This window comes from Erythrobacter sp., assembly GCF_011765465.1.
GTDB lineage: Bacteria > Pseudomonadota > Alphaproteobacteria > Sphingomonadales > Sphingomonadaceae > Erythrobacter.
The window spans coordinates 880,821-895,257 of the sequence record NZ_CP050265.1; the positions used below are offsets into that span (position 1 = coordinate 880,821).

The following is a 14,437-nucleotide window of genomic DNA, read 5'->3' on the forward strand; positions in this document are numbered from 1 at the left end:
GGGTCAGATAAGCCCCGTCAACACCTGGTCCGGCGGACGGTGCCCGTCGGCCCAGAAGCGGATGTTCGCGATCACCTTCTCGCCCGAGGCTTCTCGCCCCTCGGCTGTGGCGCTGCCGATGTGGGGCAGGGTCATGACATTGGGGTGACCCAGCAGGCGCTGGTCGACATTCGGCTCGTCCGGATAGACGTCGAGCCCCGCGCCCGCGAGCCTGCCCGAATGGAGCGCCTCGATCAGCGCCTCGTGGTCGATCAGTTCGCCGCGCGCGGTGTTGATGAGGCTAGCGCCCTGCTTCATCAGGCCGATTCGGCGCGCGTCGATCATGCCGCGCGTTTCCTCGGTCAGCGGGCAGTGCAGGGTGAGGATGTCGGCCTCCGCCACGAGTGTGTCCAGATCGCCGACGAAGCGAGCGGCGAACATACGCTCGGCCGCTTCGGGAAGCGGCTTGCGTGCATAATAGGCGATGTCGAGCCCGAAGGCCCTGGCCCTGTGCGCGACCGCCTGGCCGATCCGGCCCATGCCGACAATGCCCAGCACCTTGCCACCGATCTTGCGACCGAGAAGGCCCGAGGGAGCCCAGCCGGTCCATTCGCCGCGCCGCACCAGCTGCGTGCCCTCGCGGATGCGGCGCGGCACGCCGAGGATCATCGCCATAGCGATATCGGCCGTATCGTCGGTGAAGACGCCGGGCGTGTTGGTGACGATGATCTTGCGCTCGGCCGCGGCCTTGAGGTCGATATGCTCGGTCCCCGCGCCGAAATTGGCGATGAGGCCAAGTCTCTCGCCACACTGGGCGATCATCTCCGCGTCGATCCGGTCGGTCACGGTCGGGACCAGCACGTCGCAGTCCTTCATCGCCGCGCACAGCTGCTCGCGGTTCATCGGCGTGTCGCTCTCGTTGAGCACGGCATCGTAAAGCTCCCGCATCCGTGCTTCGACGCTCGGCATGAGGTGGCGGGTCACGACCACGCGGGGCTTGCCTGACGGGAAGTGCGGTGCGCTTGTCTGTGCCATGGAAAATCGCGCTAATGGGTGAGGGGCTTGGCGGTCAAGCGCTACGCGCGTCCACCTTCCACACGGCCCGCTTGCAGCCCCGCGCCACCGCGTTATCAGTGAGCGCATGAGCGCCCTTCGCCTTGCCGCCGTGATCGTTCTCGCCCTCGTCGCCGCCGCCTCGCTCGTCGCCGCACCGGCACGCGCGCAGGACCGCGAGCCGCCCTATTGGGCGAGCCTGCGCTACGATAAGGTGCGGATGCGTGTCGGGCCGAGCCGGGAATACCGGATCGATTGGGTCTACCAGCGCAAGGGGCTGCCGGTGCAGGTCGTGCGGGTGCGCGAGGGCTGGTGGCTGGTGCGCGATTCGGACGGGACGCAGGGCTGGGTTTCCGCCAGCCAGCTGTCCCGCAATCGCGGCGCTATCGTGATCGGCAGCGAACCCGCCGCCATGCGCGAGGAACCCGACGCGGCTTCGGCCCTGCGCTGGCGGGCCGAGCCGGGCGTGGTCGGCAGGCTGCTGCGCTGCCGGGAGAACTGGTGCGAGATCGACATCGCGGGCCGCACCGGATGGGTGCGCGCCGAGCGGCTATGGGGCGACGAAGAGCTTTCGGGCGGCTAGCGCCCCGCCGCGCATCTCATTATTCGTCCAGGGGAGTGACCCTGTAGCTCCGCGATCCGTCGTCTCTGGTGGTGATGAAGCTGCCGTCCTCTTCCGGCTCTTCATTGGTCCAGCAGCGCTCCTGCTGGTTCTCCCCGTCGCCTTCCGGATCGAAGCAGGTGAGCTCTCCGCGCACTTCCCAGGTGCCGCCGCCGACCTCGGTTCCTTCGCCGTCCATGTCGACATAGGTTCCGTCGGCATTGACCCGGGTCTTGGCGTAGATCTGTCCCGCATCGCCCATGCCGTAGAGGCCCGGTTTCATCACCGAGGCGGCGGGTGCGGGCTCTGCGGGCAGCGGGGCGGGATCGAGCGGTTCGGGATCCTGCGGGGGCTGGTCGCACGCCGCCAGCGCGAGCGCGGGAAGGGCGGACGCGGCAAGGAGCGCGCGCATCAGGCCATCTCCACCGCGACCGCGGTCGCTTCGCCGCCGCCGATGCACAGCGAGGCGACCCCGCGCCTCTTGCCCCGTTTCTTGAGCGCATTCAGCAGGGTCACGATGATCCGTGCGCCGCTCGCTCCGATCGGGTGGCCCAAGGCCGTACCCCCTCCGTTGACGTTGATCTTGTCGTGCGGAATGTCGAGATCGCGCATCGCGAACATCGCGACGCAGGCGAAGGCTTCGTTGACCTCGAACAGGTCGACATCCTCGACGCTCCACCCGGCGCGCTCGAGCACCTTGCGGATCGCGGGGATCGGGGCGGTGGTGAACTTCGCGGGCTCATGCGCATGGGCGGCGGTGGCGACGATCTTCGCCACAGGTGTCAGGCCCTTTTCCTTCGCCACGCTCTCGCGGGTGAGGACCAGCGCCGCCGCGCCGTCCGAGATCGAGCTCGAGGTCGCCGCGGTGATCGTCCCGTCCTTGGCGAAGGCCGGGCGCAGGGTCGGGATCTTGTCGGGGCGGCCCTTGCCGGGCTGCTCGTCATGTTCGACCACGACATCGCCCTTGCGGGTCGAGACGGTCACCGGGACCACCTCGCCGTCGAACGCGCCGCTTTCGATCGCCTTGTTCGCGCGGGAGAGCGATTCGATCGAATAGGCGTCCATCTCCTCGCGGGTCATCTGGTATTCGTTGGCGGTTTCCTGCGCGAAGGTTCCCATCGCGCGGCCTTCCTCATAGGCGTCCTCGAGCCCGTCGAGGAACATATGGTCATAGGCCGTGTCGTGGCCGAGCCGGGCGCCCGAGCGGTGCTTCTTGAGGAGATAGGGCGCGTTCGTCATGCTCTCCATGCCGCCCGCGACGACCATGTCGATCGTTCCGCTGGCAAGCGCTTCGGCGCCCATGATGACGGTCTGCATGCCGCTGCCGCAGACCTTGTTGACCGTCGTCGCCTCGACCGAAAGCGGCAGGCCCGCCTTCACCATCGCCTGGCGCGCGGGCGCCTGGCCGAGCCCGGCGGGCAGGACGCAGCCCATGTAGGCGCGGTCGAAGTCCTCGCCGCTCGCGCCCGAACGCTCGACCGCGGCCTTGACCGCGACCGCGCCGAGATCGGTCGCCGATACGTCCGCCAGCGCGCCCTGCATCCCGCCCATCGGCGTGCGGGCGTAAGAAAGAATGACGATCGGGTCTTCGGCCGAGAACTGGGGCATTTCGTGTGCGTCCTTCTGTTCGGTGTGTTTCGGGCGCGGGGTCTAGTGCTGCACCGCAATAATGGCAATCGCTGCCGGGCGCGCCCATTCATGTTACCTTGTCATCGCCTGCGCTTTCGGCAAGTGTCGCAGGTGAGTGGCAATCCGCAACGGATGCCGACAGGACACGGGATCAGGAGAGAGAAATGGCAGACGACCGGCGCGATGAACTTGAGGAACTGCTGAAGCACCAGCGCGACGCCTTCACCGCTTCGCGGCCCGAGGCGATGAGCCTGCGCAAGGACCGGATCAGGCGCGCGATGGCGTTGCTGAAGGAGAACGGCGAGGAGTTGTGCCGCGCGATGAGCGCCGATTTCGGCAATCGCGCGATCGAGCAGTCGATGATCACCGACATCGCCGGGACGGTCGGGCTCGGCAAGGATGCGCTCAAGCACATGGACAGCTGGGCGAAGACCGACAAGCGCAAGGTCCAGTTCCCACTGAACCTGCTCGGCGCCAAGGCCGAGGTCCGCTACGAGCCCAAGGGCGTGATCGGCATCCTTTCGCCTTGGAACTTCCCGGTGAACCTCGCCTTCGCCCCGCTGATGCAGGTGCTCGCCGCGGGCAATAGGGCGATGATCAAGCCGTCCGAATTCACCGAGCGCACCAGCGAGCTGATGGCGGAACTGACCGAGAAATACTTCGCGCGCGACGAGGTCGCTGTCGTCACCGGCGGGCCGGAAGTCGCAGCGGCGTTCTCCTCGCTGCCTTTCGACCACCTCGTCTTCACCGGATCGACCGCGACGGGGCGGCTCGTCATGCAGTCGGCGGCGAAGAACCTCGTGCCCGTCACCCTCGAACTGGGTGGTAAGTCGCCCGTCATCATGGGCCGCAGCGCCGATTTCGCCAAGGCGGGCGAGCGCATCGCGCTCGGCAAGATGATGAATGCAGGCCAAATCTGCCTCGCGCCCGATTATTTGTACGTGCCCGAGGACAAGGCCGACGAGGCGGTTGCCGGCGTCTCCAATGGCGTCTCGGCGATGTACCCGACCCTGCTCGAGAACGACGATTACTGCTCGATCGTCTCCGATCGCCATTACGACCGCCTGAAGGGCTTGGTCGAGGATGCACGCGACAAGGGCGCAGAGGTGATCGAGGTCAATCCGGGAGGAGAGGATTTCGGCTCGTCGAACCAGCGCAAGATGCCGCTCACCATCCTCAAGAACGTGAACGACGACATGACCGCGATGCAGGAGGAAATCTTCGGACCCGTCCTGCCGGTCAAGACCTACCGCGCCGTCGACGAGGCGATCGACTACGTCAACGAGCATGACCGCCCGCTCGGCCTTTATTATTTTGGCGAGGACAAGGCCGAGCAGGAACGCGTCCTAAGCCGCACGATCTCGGGCGGGGTGACGACCAACGACGTGATTTTCCACGTCTCTATGGAGGATTTGCCCTTCGGCGGGGTGGGGCCTTCGGGGATCGGCAGCTATCACGCGATCGAGGGCTTCCGCGAATTCAGCCACGCCCGGAGCGTCTACCACCAGCCCAAGATCGACATCGCCAAGCTTGGCGGATTCAAGCCGCCCTATGGCAAGGGCACGATGAAGGCCGCGCAGACGATGATGAAGTAAGAGGATGAAGTAAGACGGGGATGAAATAACACGCGCGCGACGCAATGGTGCGTGCGAGGCGCGCATCGCATCAAGTGTTCGATTTCCTGCAACCGGGATGCGTCGTTTTGCCCGAGTCGCGCCCTTGCGCGGCGGGTGCGACGGGCCTAGGTGGCACGCGGGATAACACAAGCTTGGACATCGCCGTGATCGACCTCAGCCAGTATCTGCCGATACTGTTATTCATCTTCGTGGCCCTCGGGCTTTCGGTGCTTTTCGTGTTCCTGCCGATGGGCGTGTCGCGCCTGACCGGCGCACACAACCCGGATGCGGAGAAGCTTTCGGAATACGAATGCGGCTTTCCGGCGTTCGAGGACGCGCGCAGCCAGTTCGACGTGCGCTTCTACCTCGTCGCAATCAGCTTCATCATCTTCGACCTCGAAGCCGCTTTCCTGTTCCCGTGGGCCGTCAGCCTTGGCGAGACGGGCTGGGTGGGCTGGATCGGCATGATGACCTTCCTCTTCATCCTCGCCGTCGGCCTCGCATACGAATGGAAGAAAGGAGCTCTGGACTGGGAATGAGCAAGCCTTCCGAGAGCACTGTCGTCACCCCGCCGCGCAGCCTTCCGGACACCTCCGGCCTGGCGACCGCGAAGGGCGGTGAGGTGCGCCAGCCCGACCAGGATTATTTCAACGCGCTCCAGACCGAGGTCAACGACAAGGGCTTCCTCGTCACCTCGACCGAGGACGTGTTCCAGTGGGCCCGCACCGGCTCGCTGTGGTGGATGACTTTCGGCCTCGCCTGCTGCGCGGTCGAGATGATCCACGTCAATATGCCGCGTTATGACATGGAGCGTTTCGGCGCCGCACCGCGCGCCTCGCCGCGCCAGTCCGACCTGATGATCGTCGCCGGCACGCTGTGCAACAAGATGGCCCCGGCGCTGCGCAAGGTCTACGACCAGATGTCGGACCCCAAGTATGTCATCAGCATGGGGTCGTGCGCCAATGGTGGCGGCTATTACCATTACAGCTATTCGGTGGTGCGCGGCTGCGACCGCATCGTGCCGGTCGACATCTACGTCCCGGGCTGTCCGCCGACCGCCGAGGCGCTGCTCTATGGCGTGATGCAATTGCAGCGCAAGATCCGCCGCTCAGGGACGATTGAACGCTGATGGCCGTGCTTCATTCCGCCCCGAAGATTGCCTCGCATGAAGGCGTGATCGACGCGATCTCCGAGACGATCAGCGTCTGGCTGCTTGACGCGCGCGAGGCGCATGGCGAGCTCATCTTCAGGGTTCGCCGCGAGGATATCGAGCGCGTCCTGCGCGTGCTGCGCGACGACCATGCCTACCAGCAGCTGATGGAGATCGCGGGCGCGGACTATCCGCAGCGGCCCGAGCGGTTCGAAGTCGTCTATATGCTGCTTTCGCTGACGAAGAACCACCGCATCATCGTCAAGTGCTCGACCGACGAGGATACGCCCGTTCCGACCGTCACGACGCTGTGGCCGAACGCGGGCTGGCTCGAGCGCGAGGTGTTCGATATGTTCGGCGTGACCTTCGCGGGCAACCCGGACCTGCGCCGCATCCTCACCGACTACGGTTTCGAAGGGCATCCCTTCCGCAAGGACTTCCCGATGACCGGCTATACCGAGCTGCGGTATTCGGAAGACGAGAAGCGGGTGGTGTATGAGCCGGTCGATCTTGCACAGGATATGCGGACCTTCGACTTCCTTTCCCCGTGGGAGGGCGCGGAATACCAGCTTCCGGGCGACGAGAAGGCCCAGCAGCCACCGCTTGCCGACGAGAAGAAGCCGCCGGTGAAGGATCCCAAGGTCACGGAAAAGCCCGCCGATACCGGTGCGGGACCGAAGGCGGAAAAGAAAGCCGCCGAAGGCACGGCGGCGAATCCGCCCAAGCTCAAAGACGGCAACGGCGCGCCCGGAGCTCCGGATGCGACCGAGGACAGCCCCGACCGCGCCCCGGCCAAGAGCAACGTGCGAGACACCAAGGGTGCGACCAAGCCTGAAGGCGGTGACGAATGAGCATCGAGATCGAAAAGTCGCCGACCACCGAAGGCGACGTCATCACCAATTACACGATCAATTTCGGCCCCCAGCACCCGGCCGCGCACGGCGTCTTGCGCATGGTCATGGAGCTGGACGGCGAGGTGATCGAACGGATCGATCCGCACGTGGGCCTGCTCCACCGCGGCACCGAAAAGCTGATCGAGCACAAGACCTATCTCCAGGCGCTGCCCTATTTCGACCGGCTCGACTACTGCTCGCCGCTGTGCATGGAGCACTCCTACGTCCTAGCGATCGAGAAGCTGCTCAATCTCGAAGTGCCCGAGCGCGCGCAATATCTTCGCGTCCTCTTCGCGGAACTGACGCGCATTTCCAACCATATGCTCAACATGGGCGCGCACGTGCTCGACGTGGGCGCGTTCACGCCGAACCTGTGGATCATGGACTTGCGCGAAGACTGCATGAACTTCTTCGAGCGGGCGTCGGGCGCGCGGATGCACAGCGCATACTTCCGCCCCGGCGGTGTTCATCAGGACGTTCCGGAGAAGCTGCTGGTCGATATCGGCGACTGGCTCGACAACCGCTTCTTCCAGCTGTTCGACGACGCGATGAGCCTCGTGCTCGACAACCGCATCTTCAAGCAGCGCAATGTCGACATCGCCGTGGTCAGCCGCGAGGACGCGGTGGCGTGGGGCTTTAGCGGGCCCATGATCCGAGCGGCGGGCATTCCGTGGGACTTGCGCAAGAGCCAGCCCTACGACGTCTATGACCGCATGGATTTTGAAATCCCGGTCGGCACGAACTCGGACTGCTACGATCGCTTCATGGTTCGGGTGAAGGAAGTGCGCGAGAGCGCCAGGATCATCAGGCAGTGCCTCGCGCAGATGCCCGGCGGGCCGATCGCGGCGGAAAACAGCAAGGTGGTCCCGCCCAAGCGCGGCGAGATGAAGCAGTCGATGGAAAGCCTCATCCACCACTTCAAGCTCTACACCGAAGGCTTCCACGTGCCCGCGGGCGAGGTCTATGTCGCGACCGAAAGCCCCAAGGGCGAATTCGGCGTCTATCTCGTCAGCGACGGCACCAACAAGCCGTACCGCTGCAAGATCCGTCCGACCGCGTTCAGCCACCTCCAGGCGATGGACATGATGAGCAAGGGCCACATGCTGCCCGACGCGACCGCGATCCTCGGCGCGATCGACGTGGTGTTTGGGGAGTGCGACCGGTGATGGATGACAACTTAGGCATCATTGTCATTCAAGCTGGGACGGTAGCAATGGTCTTCGGCTTGATGGTCATGCCGTATGCAATGTCGCGTCGCGCACACACCCATCGCGCGTTTGCAGCGAAACTCGGAGTGGCCGAGGCCATTGCGTTGGCGGCTTGGTATGTATTCGGCGCGGCAATCGTTATACCTGTGACGCCAATGATCGTCGGACAAGGTTTGCTTGTTGGCGCAGTTGCTGCGGCCGCAGTTTTTGCCGCTTGGCAAGGCTATCTTGGATTGAAAGGTCAAGCGAATGGCTGACCGCACCCCCGCACCCGACACTCCCGAACTGCGCGCGCGCTGGGGCTCGTTCGAATGGACGCCCGCGAACCGCAAGAAGGCCGACTGGCACATCGCCAAGTATCCCGAAGGCCGTCAGAAATCGGCGGTCATGCCGCTGCTTGATCTCGCCCAGCGGCAGGTCGGCGAGGAGACCGATACGCAGGGCTGGCTCCCGCTGCCTGTAATCGAATATGTCGCGAAGTATCTCGACATGCCGGTGATCCGCGTGCTCGAGGTCGCGACCTTCTATTTCATGTACAACCTCAAACCCGTCGGCAAATTCCATGTACAGGTCTGCGGCACGACGCCCTGTATGCTACGCGGGAGCGACGACATCATCGCCGCCTGCAAGAAACGCGGGATGGTGAAGGGCGGAGTGTCCGAGGATGGCCTGTGGACCCTCACAGAAGTCGAATGCATGGGCAATTGCGCGACTGCGCCGATGGTCCAGATCAACGACGACAATTATGAGGATCTGACCCCCGAACGCCTCGACGCCGTGCTCGATGCGCTCGCGGCGGGCGAGCAGCCGAAGACCGGCACGCAGGAGCCGGGCCGCCATACCTCCGAACCCGCTGGCGGGCCGACGACGCTCAAGGAGATGGTCAGCGAAAACCACGATTATCGGGGCGAATGGTGATGGGCGAGAAGGCTGACACCAACAGCGGCATGGGGATCGCGTTCTTCACCATTGGTGCGGGGATGACAATCACGTTTGGCCTGCTGTTCGGTCCGGCCTTCATCGGCATCGGGCTGCCTTTCATGGTGCTCGGGTTCGTCTTCATGGGCAAGAAAGGGGAGGGCGAGGAATGAACGGCGGCACTCTGGCATTCGCGCTGGGCGGGATCATCTGCTTTTTCATCGGCGCCTACCTGTCGGCGACCGACCAATTAAACCTCGGCATTGTCTTCATGGGCGTAGGGCTATTCTTCCAGGTGACCTCGCTCGCGCGGATCAAGGCCGAGAAGAAACGGGCTGCAAGCGCGGCCAGTGAAAGGGATGGCGGCAATGCTGGCCGATAAGGATCGCATCTTCACCAATGTCTACGGCTTCCAGGACTGGGGGCTGAAGGCGGCGCAGGCGCGCGGCGACTGGGACGACACCAAGTCGCTGCTCGCGCGCGGGCAGGATTCGATCATCGAGGAGATCAAGGCATCGGGCCTGCGAGGCCGGGGCGGGGCGGGGTTCCCGACCGGGCTCAAGTGGTCGTTCATGCCGAAGGAATCGAAGGACGGCCGGCCGAGCTTCCTCGTCATCAATGCCGACGAATCCGAGCCCGGCAGTTGCAAGGACCGCGAGATCATCCGCCACGACCCGCACAAGCTGGTTGAAGGCGCGCTCGTCGCCGGTTTCGCCATGCGGGCGCGGGCGGCGTACATCTACATCCGCGGCGAATACATCCGCGAAGCCGAGGTGCTGCAGGCCGCGATCGACGAGGCCTATGACGCGGGGCTTATCGGCAAGAACGCGTCCGGATCGGGCTACGATTTCGACGTCTTCATGCACCGCGGCGCAGGCGCCTACATCTGCGGCGAAGAAACCGCGATGATCGAGAGCCTCGAAGGCAAGAAGGGCCAGCCGCGGCTCAAGCCCCCGTTCCCGGCGGGCGCGGGCCTTTATGGCTGCCCGACGACGGTGAACAATGTCGAGAGCATCGCGGTCGTCCCGACGATCCTGCGGCGCGGGGCCTCCTGGTTCAGCTCCTTCGGGCGCGAGAACAACGCCGGGACCAAGCTCTTCCAGATCTCCGGCCATGTCGAAAAGCCCTGCGTGGTCGAGGAGGCGATGAGCATCCCCTTCCGCGAGCTGATCGAAAAGCATTGCGGCGGCATCAGAGGCGGGTGGGACAACCTTCTCGCTGTGATTCCGGGTGGTTCTTCGGTTCCGCTGGTTCCTGCCGAGCAGATCATGGACGCGCCGATGGATTTCGACGGGCTCAAGGAGCTCGGTTCGGGCCTCGGCACCGCGGCGGTTATCGTCATGGACAAGTCTACCGACATCGTGCGCGCGATCAGCCGGATCAGCTATTTCTACAAGCACGAGAGCTGCGGCCAGTGCACCCCCTGTCGCGAAGGCACGGGCTGGATGTGGCGCGTGATGGAGCGCCTGCGCACGGGCGATGCGGCAATCGAGGAAATCGATATGCTGCACGACGTCACCAAGCAGGTCGAAGGCCACACGATCTGCGCGCTGGGCGACGCGGCGGCGTGGCCGATCCAGGGCCTCATCCGCCATTTCCGCCCCGAGCTCGAGCGGCGGATCGAAGAGCACAACGCACAATTCCAAGAGGCAGCCGAGTAATGCCCAAGGTTACCGTAGACGGTCAGGAAATCGAAGTCCCGGCGGGCGCGACGGTCCTCCAGGCCTGCGAGCTTGCGGGCAAGGAAATCCCGCGCTTCTGCTACCACGAGCGCCTGAGCATCGCCGGCAATTGCCGTATGTGCCTCGTCGAGGTGAAGCCCGGTCCGCCCAAGCCGCAGGCATCCTGCGCGCTGCCGGCTGCCGAGAACCAGGAAATCCGCACCGACACGCCGATGGTCAAGAAGGCGCGCGAGGGGGTGATGGAGTTCCTGCTCATCAACCATCCGCTCGACTGCCCGATCTGCGACCAGGGCGGCGAGTGCGACCTGCAGGACCAGGCGATGGCCTATGGCCGCGGCGGCTCGCGCTACACGCGCGAGAACAAGCGTGCCGTGACCGAGAAATACATGGGGCCGCTGATCAAGACGATCATGACCCGCTGCATCCACTGCACCCGCTGCGTGCGCTTCTCCGAGGAGATCGCGGGCGTCGACGAGATCGGCGCGCTCTATCGCGGCGAGGACATGCAGATCACGACCTATCTCGAGAAAGCCGCGGCGCACGAATTGTCGGCGAACGTGATCGACCTTTGCCCGGTCGGCGCGCTGACCTCGCGGCCCTACGCCTTCGAGGCGCGGCCGTGGGAGCTGAAGCGCACGCTCTCCATCGACGTGTCGGACGCGGTCGGTGCGAACATCTCGCTGCACTCCAAGGGCCGCGAAGTGATGCGCGCGCTTCCCCGGATCAACGACGACGTCAACGAGGAATGGCTGTCGGACAAGGGCCGCTACATGGTCGACGGCCTCGTGAAGCGCCGGCTCGACCGGGTGTGGATGCGGAAGGGCGGTAAGCTTCAGCCGGCGGGCTGGGCCGAGGCGTTCGAGGCGATCGTGGGCCATCTCGGCAGCGACAAGGCGAGCATTGCTGCGGTCGCGGGCGACATGGTTGATTGCGAGACGATGTTCGCGGCCAAGGCGCTGCTCAAGGCGTGCGGCTCCACCCTCGTCGAGGCGCGGCAGACCGGCATGACCTATGACGTCTCGAACCTCGCTGCGGTCAATTTCAACACCGGCTTTTCCGGCATCGAGAGCGCCGACTGCATCCTGATCGTCGGCAGCCACATCCGCTGGGAAGCGGCGCTGGTCCACCCGCGCCTGCGCAAGGCGGTGAAGGCGGGGGCGAAGGTGTTCCTCGTCGGGCCGGAATGGGACACGACCTTCGAAGCCGAATGGCTCGGCAGCGACCTCAAGGTGCTGAACCGCGTGCCCAAGGCTCTGGGTGACGCCATGAAGGCGGCGAAGCGCCCGGCGGTCATCCTCGGCGGCGCGGCTCTGGCCAAGGGTGCGCTCGGCGCGGCGCTCAAGCTGGTCGACAAGTTCAAGCTGGTGCGCGTGCTCGAGGACGGGTCCGCCTGGAACGGCTTCAACGTGCTGCACATGGCGGCGGCGCGGATGGGCTCGCTGATGCTCGGCTTTGCGCAGGAGGGCGGCATGGCTGACCTCGCTGCGGCCAAGCCGAAAGTGCTGCTCAGCCTTGGCGCTGACGAGATGGATTACGAACCCTTCGCCGACAGCCTGAAGGTCTATATCGGCCATCACGGCGACCGCGGCGCGCACGCGGCGGACATTATCCTGCCTGCGGCGAGCTATGCCGAGAAGGACGGGACCTACGTCAACACGGAAGGCCGCGTGCAGTTCGCCGAAAAGGCCGTCTTCGCGCCGGGTGACGCGCGCGAGGACTGGACGATCCTGCGCGCGCTCGCCGATGCTCTGGGCGTTTCGGTTAGCTTCGACAGCTTCGGCGAATTGCAAATGGCGATGATGCGCGAAGTGCCTGCGCTGGGCGAAGAGGGGCTCGCGGATTACGGCGAGCTTCCCAAGGCCGATGCCAGCGCCAAGGCCGAAGGCGTGATCGAGGCCTACCCGATCAAGGATTTCTACCTCACCAACCCGATCGCCCGCGCAAGCGCGGTGATGCAGCGCTGCTCGGCCGAACTGCTGCACGCCGAGGAAGTGAAGGAGGCAGCGGAGTGACCGATTTCTTCCAATCGCTCGGCCTTCCTTACGGATGGGCCTGGACCATCGGCACGCTGACCGCGATCGTGGTCATCTCGCTTGCGATCATGCTGTCGGTTGCGATCGTCATCCTGATCGACCGCAAGGTCCTGGGTGCGATCATGATGCGCAGGGGACCCAACGTTGTGGGTCCGTTCGGCCTGCTCCAGACTTTCGCCGACGGGCTCAAGGTGTTCCTGCAGGAAACCATCATTCCGAGCGCTGCGAACAAGGGCATCTTCCTGCTCGCGCCTATCGTCACTTTCACCGTCGCGCTGGCGGCGTGGGCGGTCGTTCCCTTCTGGGAAGGCGGCGTGGTCGCGGACATCAATGTCGGGCTGCTCTACATCCTGGCGATCTCGTCGCTCGGCGTTTACGGCGTGGTGATGAGCGGGTGGGCCTCGAACTCTAAGTATCCGTTCTTCTCCGCCATGCGCGCGGCGGCGCAGATGATCTCCTACGAGGTCTCGATCGGCTTCATCCTCGTATGCGTCGTGTTGTTCGCGGGCACGTTCAACATGAGCGCGATCGTGATGGAGCAGAAGGGCTTCGGGCTGGGCATCATCAACGGCTATGTTGTGCATCCGCTGCTGTTTCCGATGTGGGTGGTGTTCTTCATCTCCTCGCTCGCGGAAACGGCGCGCGCGCCCTTCGACCTGACCGAGGCGGAGAGCGAGCTCGTCGCGGGCTACCAGACCGAATATTCGAGCATGGCCTTCGCGCTGTTCTGGCTCGGCGAATATGCGAACATCCTCCTCATGTGCGCGCTCAACACCCTGCTGTTCTTCGGCGGTTGGCTGCCGCCGATCGACTGGGCGCCGCTCTACTGGGTGCCGGGGATCGTGTGGTTCTTGCTCAAGACCTTCTTCTTCTTTTTCCTGTTCAGCTGGATCTGGGGAACCGTGCCGCGTTACCGCTACGACCAGCTGATGCGGCTCGGGTGGAAGGTGTTCCTGCCGATGAGCCTGCTCTTCGTCGCGGTGATCAGCGGCTACCTGATGGCGACGGGGCATTTCGAGCGGAACTCGATCCTGAGCGAAGGACCCCCCGCCGTCGCGCCCACCGAAATCGCCAACAACACCCCCGCGCAGCCTGACGCTGTGAGAGGCCAGTCATGACCACCGCAACCCAGTTCATCAAATCGTTCACCCTGTGGGAATTCCTCAAGGCGCACGCGCTGACCTTGAAGTATTTCTTCAAGCCCAAGGTGACGATCAACTACCCCTTTGAAAAGTCGCCGCTCTCCCCGCGTTTTCGCGGCGAACACGCGCTCAGGCGCTATCCCAATGGCGAGGAGCGCTGCATCGCGTGCAAGCTGTGCGAGGCGGTCTGCCCCGCGCAGGCGATCACGATCGAGAGCGAACCGCGCGAGGACGGCAGCAGGCGGACCACCCGCTACGACATCGACATGACCAAGTGCATCTATTGCGGCTTCTGCCAGGAAGCCTGCCCGGTCGATGCCATCGTCGAGGGTCCGAACTTCGAATATTCGACCGAAACCCGCGAGGAGCTGCTCTACGACAAGGCCAAGCTGCTTGCGAACGGTGACAAATGGGAGAGGGCCATCGCGGCCAATCTTGAAGCGGACGCACCCTATCGCTAGGGGCTTCCCGCAAGACACCACAAGGGGGCTTTCGCGAGTCTCCATCCGCCCTTTTCCCGCCTCGGGATTGGG

17 protein-coding genes are annotated in these 14,437 nt (G+C 64.6%); 14 read left to right on the forward strand and 3 right to left on the reverse strand.

Annotated features, from left to right (window positions below; all coding sequences use genetic code 11):
* Positions 1-3: 3 nt before the first annotated feature.
* The gene (locus G9473_RS04260; RefSeq protein ID WP_291136323.1) at positions 4-1,014 is read right to left on the reverse strand and encodes a D-glycerate dehydrogenase; all 1,011 of its coding nucleotides are present in this window, start codon (positions 1,012-1,014) and stop codon (positions 4-6) included.
* Between the two features lie 106 nt (positions 1,015-1,120).
* Here G9473_RS04260 and G9473_RS04265 point away from each other — a divergent pair, with 106 nt between their 5' ends.
* The gene (locus tag G9473_RS04265; RefSeq protein ID WP_291136324.1) at positions 1,121-1,615 is read left to right on the forward strand and encodes an SH3 domain-containing protein; all 495 of its coding nucleotides are present in this window, start codon (positions 1,121-1,123) and stop codon (positions 1,613-1,615) included.
* A gap of 19 nt (positions 1,616-1,634) precedes the next feature.
* Here the strand turns inward: G9473_RS04265 and G9473_RS04270 are convergent, their stop codons facing one another.
* Complete coding sequence (locus G9473_RS04270) at positions 1,635-2,045, reverse strand: hypothetical protein (RefSeq protein ID WP_291136325.1); 411 nt, start codon at positions 2,043-2,045, stop codon at positions 1,635-1,637.
* Entirely contained in the window at positions 2,045-3,241 is a 1,197-nt protein-coding gene (locus G9473_RS04275; RefSeq protein WP_291136326.1) for an acetyl-CoA C-acyltransferase, read from the reverse strand. Before G9473_RS04275 ends, G9473_RS04270 begins: the two co-directional genes overlap by 1 nt.
* A gap of 185 nt (positions 3,242-3,426) precedes the next feature.
* Here G9473_RS04275 and G9473_RS04280 point away from each other — a divergent pair, with 185 nt between their 5' ends.
* The 13 genes from G9473_RS04280 to nuoI all read left to right on the forward strand — a co-directional run bounded on the left by G9473_RS04280 (position 3,427) and on the right by nuoI (position 14,365).
* Positions 3,427-4,857, forward strand: a complete 1,431-nt coding sequence (locus tag G9473_RS04280; protein ID WP_291136327.1) for a coniferyl aldehyde dehydrogenase — start codon at positions 3,427-3,429, stop codon at positions 4,855-4,857.
* 185 nt (positions 4,858-5,042) lie between these two features.
* Positions 5,043-5,417 carry an NADH-quinone oxidoreductase subunit A gene (locus G9473_RS04285; RefSeq protein ID WP_034905099.1) on the forward strand — a complete coding sequence of 125 codons (375 nt, stop codon included), beginning with the start codon at positions 5,043-5,045 and terminating at the stop codon, positions 5,415-5,417.
* Positions 5,414-6,007 carry an NADH-quinone oxidoreductase subunit B family protein gene (locus G9473_RS04290; protein WP_291136328.1) on the forward strand — a complete coding sequence of 198 codons (594 nt, stop codon included), beginning with the start codon at positions 5,414-5,416 and terminating at the stop codon, positions 6,005-6,007. Before G9473_RS04285 ends, G9473_RS04290 begins: the two co-directional genes overlap by 4 nt.
* On the forward strand, positions 6,007-6,879 hold the full coding sequence (locus G9473_RS04295; protein WP_291136329.1) for an NADH-quinone oxidoreductase subunit C: 873 nt from the start codon (positions 6,007-6,009) through the stop codon (positions 6,877-6,879). The genes G9473_RS04290 and G9473_RS04295 overlap by 1 nt, the downstream gene beginning before the upstream one ends.
* Positions 6,876-8,087: an NADH-quinone oxidoreductase subunit D gene (locus G9473_RS04300; protein WP_291136330.1), complete on the forward strand. Its 1,212-nt coding sequence runs from the start codon at positions 6,876-6,878 to the stop codon at positions 8,085-8,087. The genes G9473_RS04295 and G9473_RS04300 overlap by 4 nt, the downstream gene beginning before the upstream one ends.
* Positions 8,084-8,386 (forward strand): hypothetical protein, encoded by a 303-nt coding sequence (locus tag G9473_RS04305; RefSeq protein WP_291136331.1) that lies wholly within the window; start codon positions 8,084-8,086, stop codon positions 8,384-8,386. The genes G9473_RS04300 and G9473_RS04305 overlap by 4 nt, the downstream gene beginning before the upstream one ends.
* Positions 8,379-9,047: an NADH-quinone oxidoreductase subunit NuoE gene (gene nuoE / locus G9473_RS04310; RefSeq protein WP_291136332.1), complete on the forward strand. Its 669-nt coding sequence runs from the start codon at positions 8,379-8,381 to the stop codon at positions 9,045-9,047. Before G9473_RS04305 ends, nuoE begins: the two co-directional genes overlap by 8 nt.
* Positions 9,047-9,220 carry a hypothetical protein gene (locus tag G9473_RS04315; RefSeq protein ID WP_291136333.1) on the forward strand — a complete coding sequence of 58 codons (174 nt, stop codon included), beginning with the start codon at positions 9,047-9,049 and terminating at the stop codon, positions 9,218-9,220. Before nuoE ends, G9473_RS04315 begins: the two co-directional genes overlap by 1 nt.
* Positions 9,217-9,429 carry a hypothetical protein gene (locus tag G9473_RS04320; RefSeq protein ID WP_291136335.1) on the forward strand — a complete coding sequence of 71 codons (213 nt, stop codon included), beginning with the start codon at positions 9,217-9,219 and terminating at the stop codon, positions 9,427-9,429. Before G9473_RS04315 ends, G9473_RS04320 begins: the two co-directional genes overlap by 4 nt.
* Complete coding sequence (gene nuoF / locus G9473_RS04325) at positions 9,416-10,708, forward strand: NADH-quinone oxidoreductase subunit NuoF (RefSeq protein ID WP_291136337.1); 1,293 nt, start codon at positions 9,416-9,418, stop codon at positions 10,706-10,708. Before G9473_RS04320 ends, nuoF begins: the two co-directional genes overlap by 14 nt.
* Positions 10,708-12,741, forward strand: a complete 2,034-nt coding sequence (gene nuoG / locus G9473_RS04330) for an NADH-quinone oxidoreductase subunit NuoG (RefSeq protein ID WP_291136339.1) — start codon at positions 10,708-10,710, stop codon at positions 12,739-12,741. The genes nuoF and nuoG overlap by 1 nt, the downstream gene beginning before the upstream one ends.
* On the forward strand, positions 12,738-13,880 hold the full coding sequence (gene nuoH, locus G9473_RS04335) for an NADH-quinone oxidoreductase subunit NuoH (RefSeq protein WP_291136341.1): 1,143 nt from the start codon (positions 12,738-12,740) through the stop codon (positions 13,878-13,880). Before nuoG ends, nuoH begins: the two co-directional genes overlap by 4 nt.
* Positions 13,877-14,365 carry an NADH-quinone oxidoreductase subunit NuoI gene (gene nuoI, locus G9473_RS04340; protein WP_291136343.1) on the forward strand — a complete coding sequence of 163 codons (489 nt, stop codon included), beginning with the start codon at positions 13,877-13,879 and terminating at the stop codon, positions 14,363-14,365. The genes nuoH and nuoI overlap by 4 nt, the downstream gene beginning before the upstream one ends.
* The last annotated feature ends 72 nt before the right edge of the window (positions 14,366-14,437 follow it).

Coding starts and splice junctions, on each gene's coding strand:
- G9473_RS04260 (WP_291136323.1), bottom strand. CDS start 1,014: ATGGCACAGACAAGCGCACCGCACTTCCCGTCAGGCAAGCCCCGCGTG.
- G9473_RS04265 (WP_291136324.1), top strand. CDS start 1,121: ATGAGCGCCCTTCGCCTTGCCGCCGTGATCGTTCTCGCCCTCGTCGCC.
- G9473_RS04270 (WP_291136325.1), bottom strand. CDS start 2,045: ATGCGCGCGCTCCTTGCCGCGTCCGCCCTTCCCGCGCTCGCGCTGGCG.
- G9473_RS04275 (WP_291136326.1), bottom strand. CDS start 3,241: ATGCCCCAGTTCTCGGCCGAAGACCCGATCGTCATTCTTTCTTACGCC.
- G9473_RS04280 (WP_291136327.1), top strand. CDS start 3,427: ATGGCAGACGACCGGCGCGATGAACTTGAGGAACTGCTGAAGCACCAG.
- G9473_RS04290 (WP_291136328.1), top strand. CDS start 5,414: ATGAGCAAGCCTTCCGAGAGCACTGTCGTCACCCCGCCGCGCAGCCTT.
- G9473_RS04295 (WP_291136329.1), top strand. CDS start 6,007: ATGGCCGTGCTTCATTCCGCCCCGAAGATTGCCTCGCATGAAGGCGTG.
- G9473_RS04300 (WP_291136330.1), top strand. CDS start 6,876: ATGAGCATCGAGATCGAAAAGTCGCCGACCACCGAAGGCGACGTCATC.
- nuoE (WP_291136332.1), top strand. CDS start 8,379: ATGGCTGACCGCACCCCCGCACCCGACACTCCCGAACTGCGCGCGCGC.
- G9473_RS04315 (WP_291136333.1), top strand. CDS start 9,047: ATGGGCGAGAAGGCTGACACCAACAGCGGCATGGGGATCGCGTTCTTC.
- G9473_RS04320 (WP_291136335.1), top strand. CDS start 9,217: ATGAACGGCGGCACTCTGGCATTCGCGCTGGGCGGGATCATCTGCTTT.
- nuoF (WP_291136337.1), top strand. CDS start 9,416: ATGCTGGCCGATAAGGATCGCATCTTCACCAATGTCTACGGCTTCCAG.
- nuoG (WP_291136339.1), top strand. CDS start 10,708: ATGCCCAAGGTTACCGTAGACGGTCAGGAAATCGAAGTCCCGGCGGGC.
- nuoI (WP_291136343.1), top strand. CDS start 13,877: ATGACCACCGCAACCCAGTTCATCAAATCGTTCACCCTGTGGGAATTC.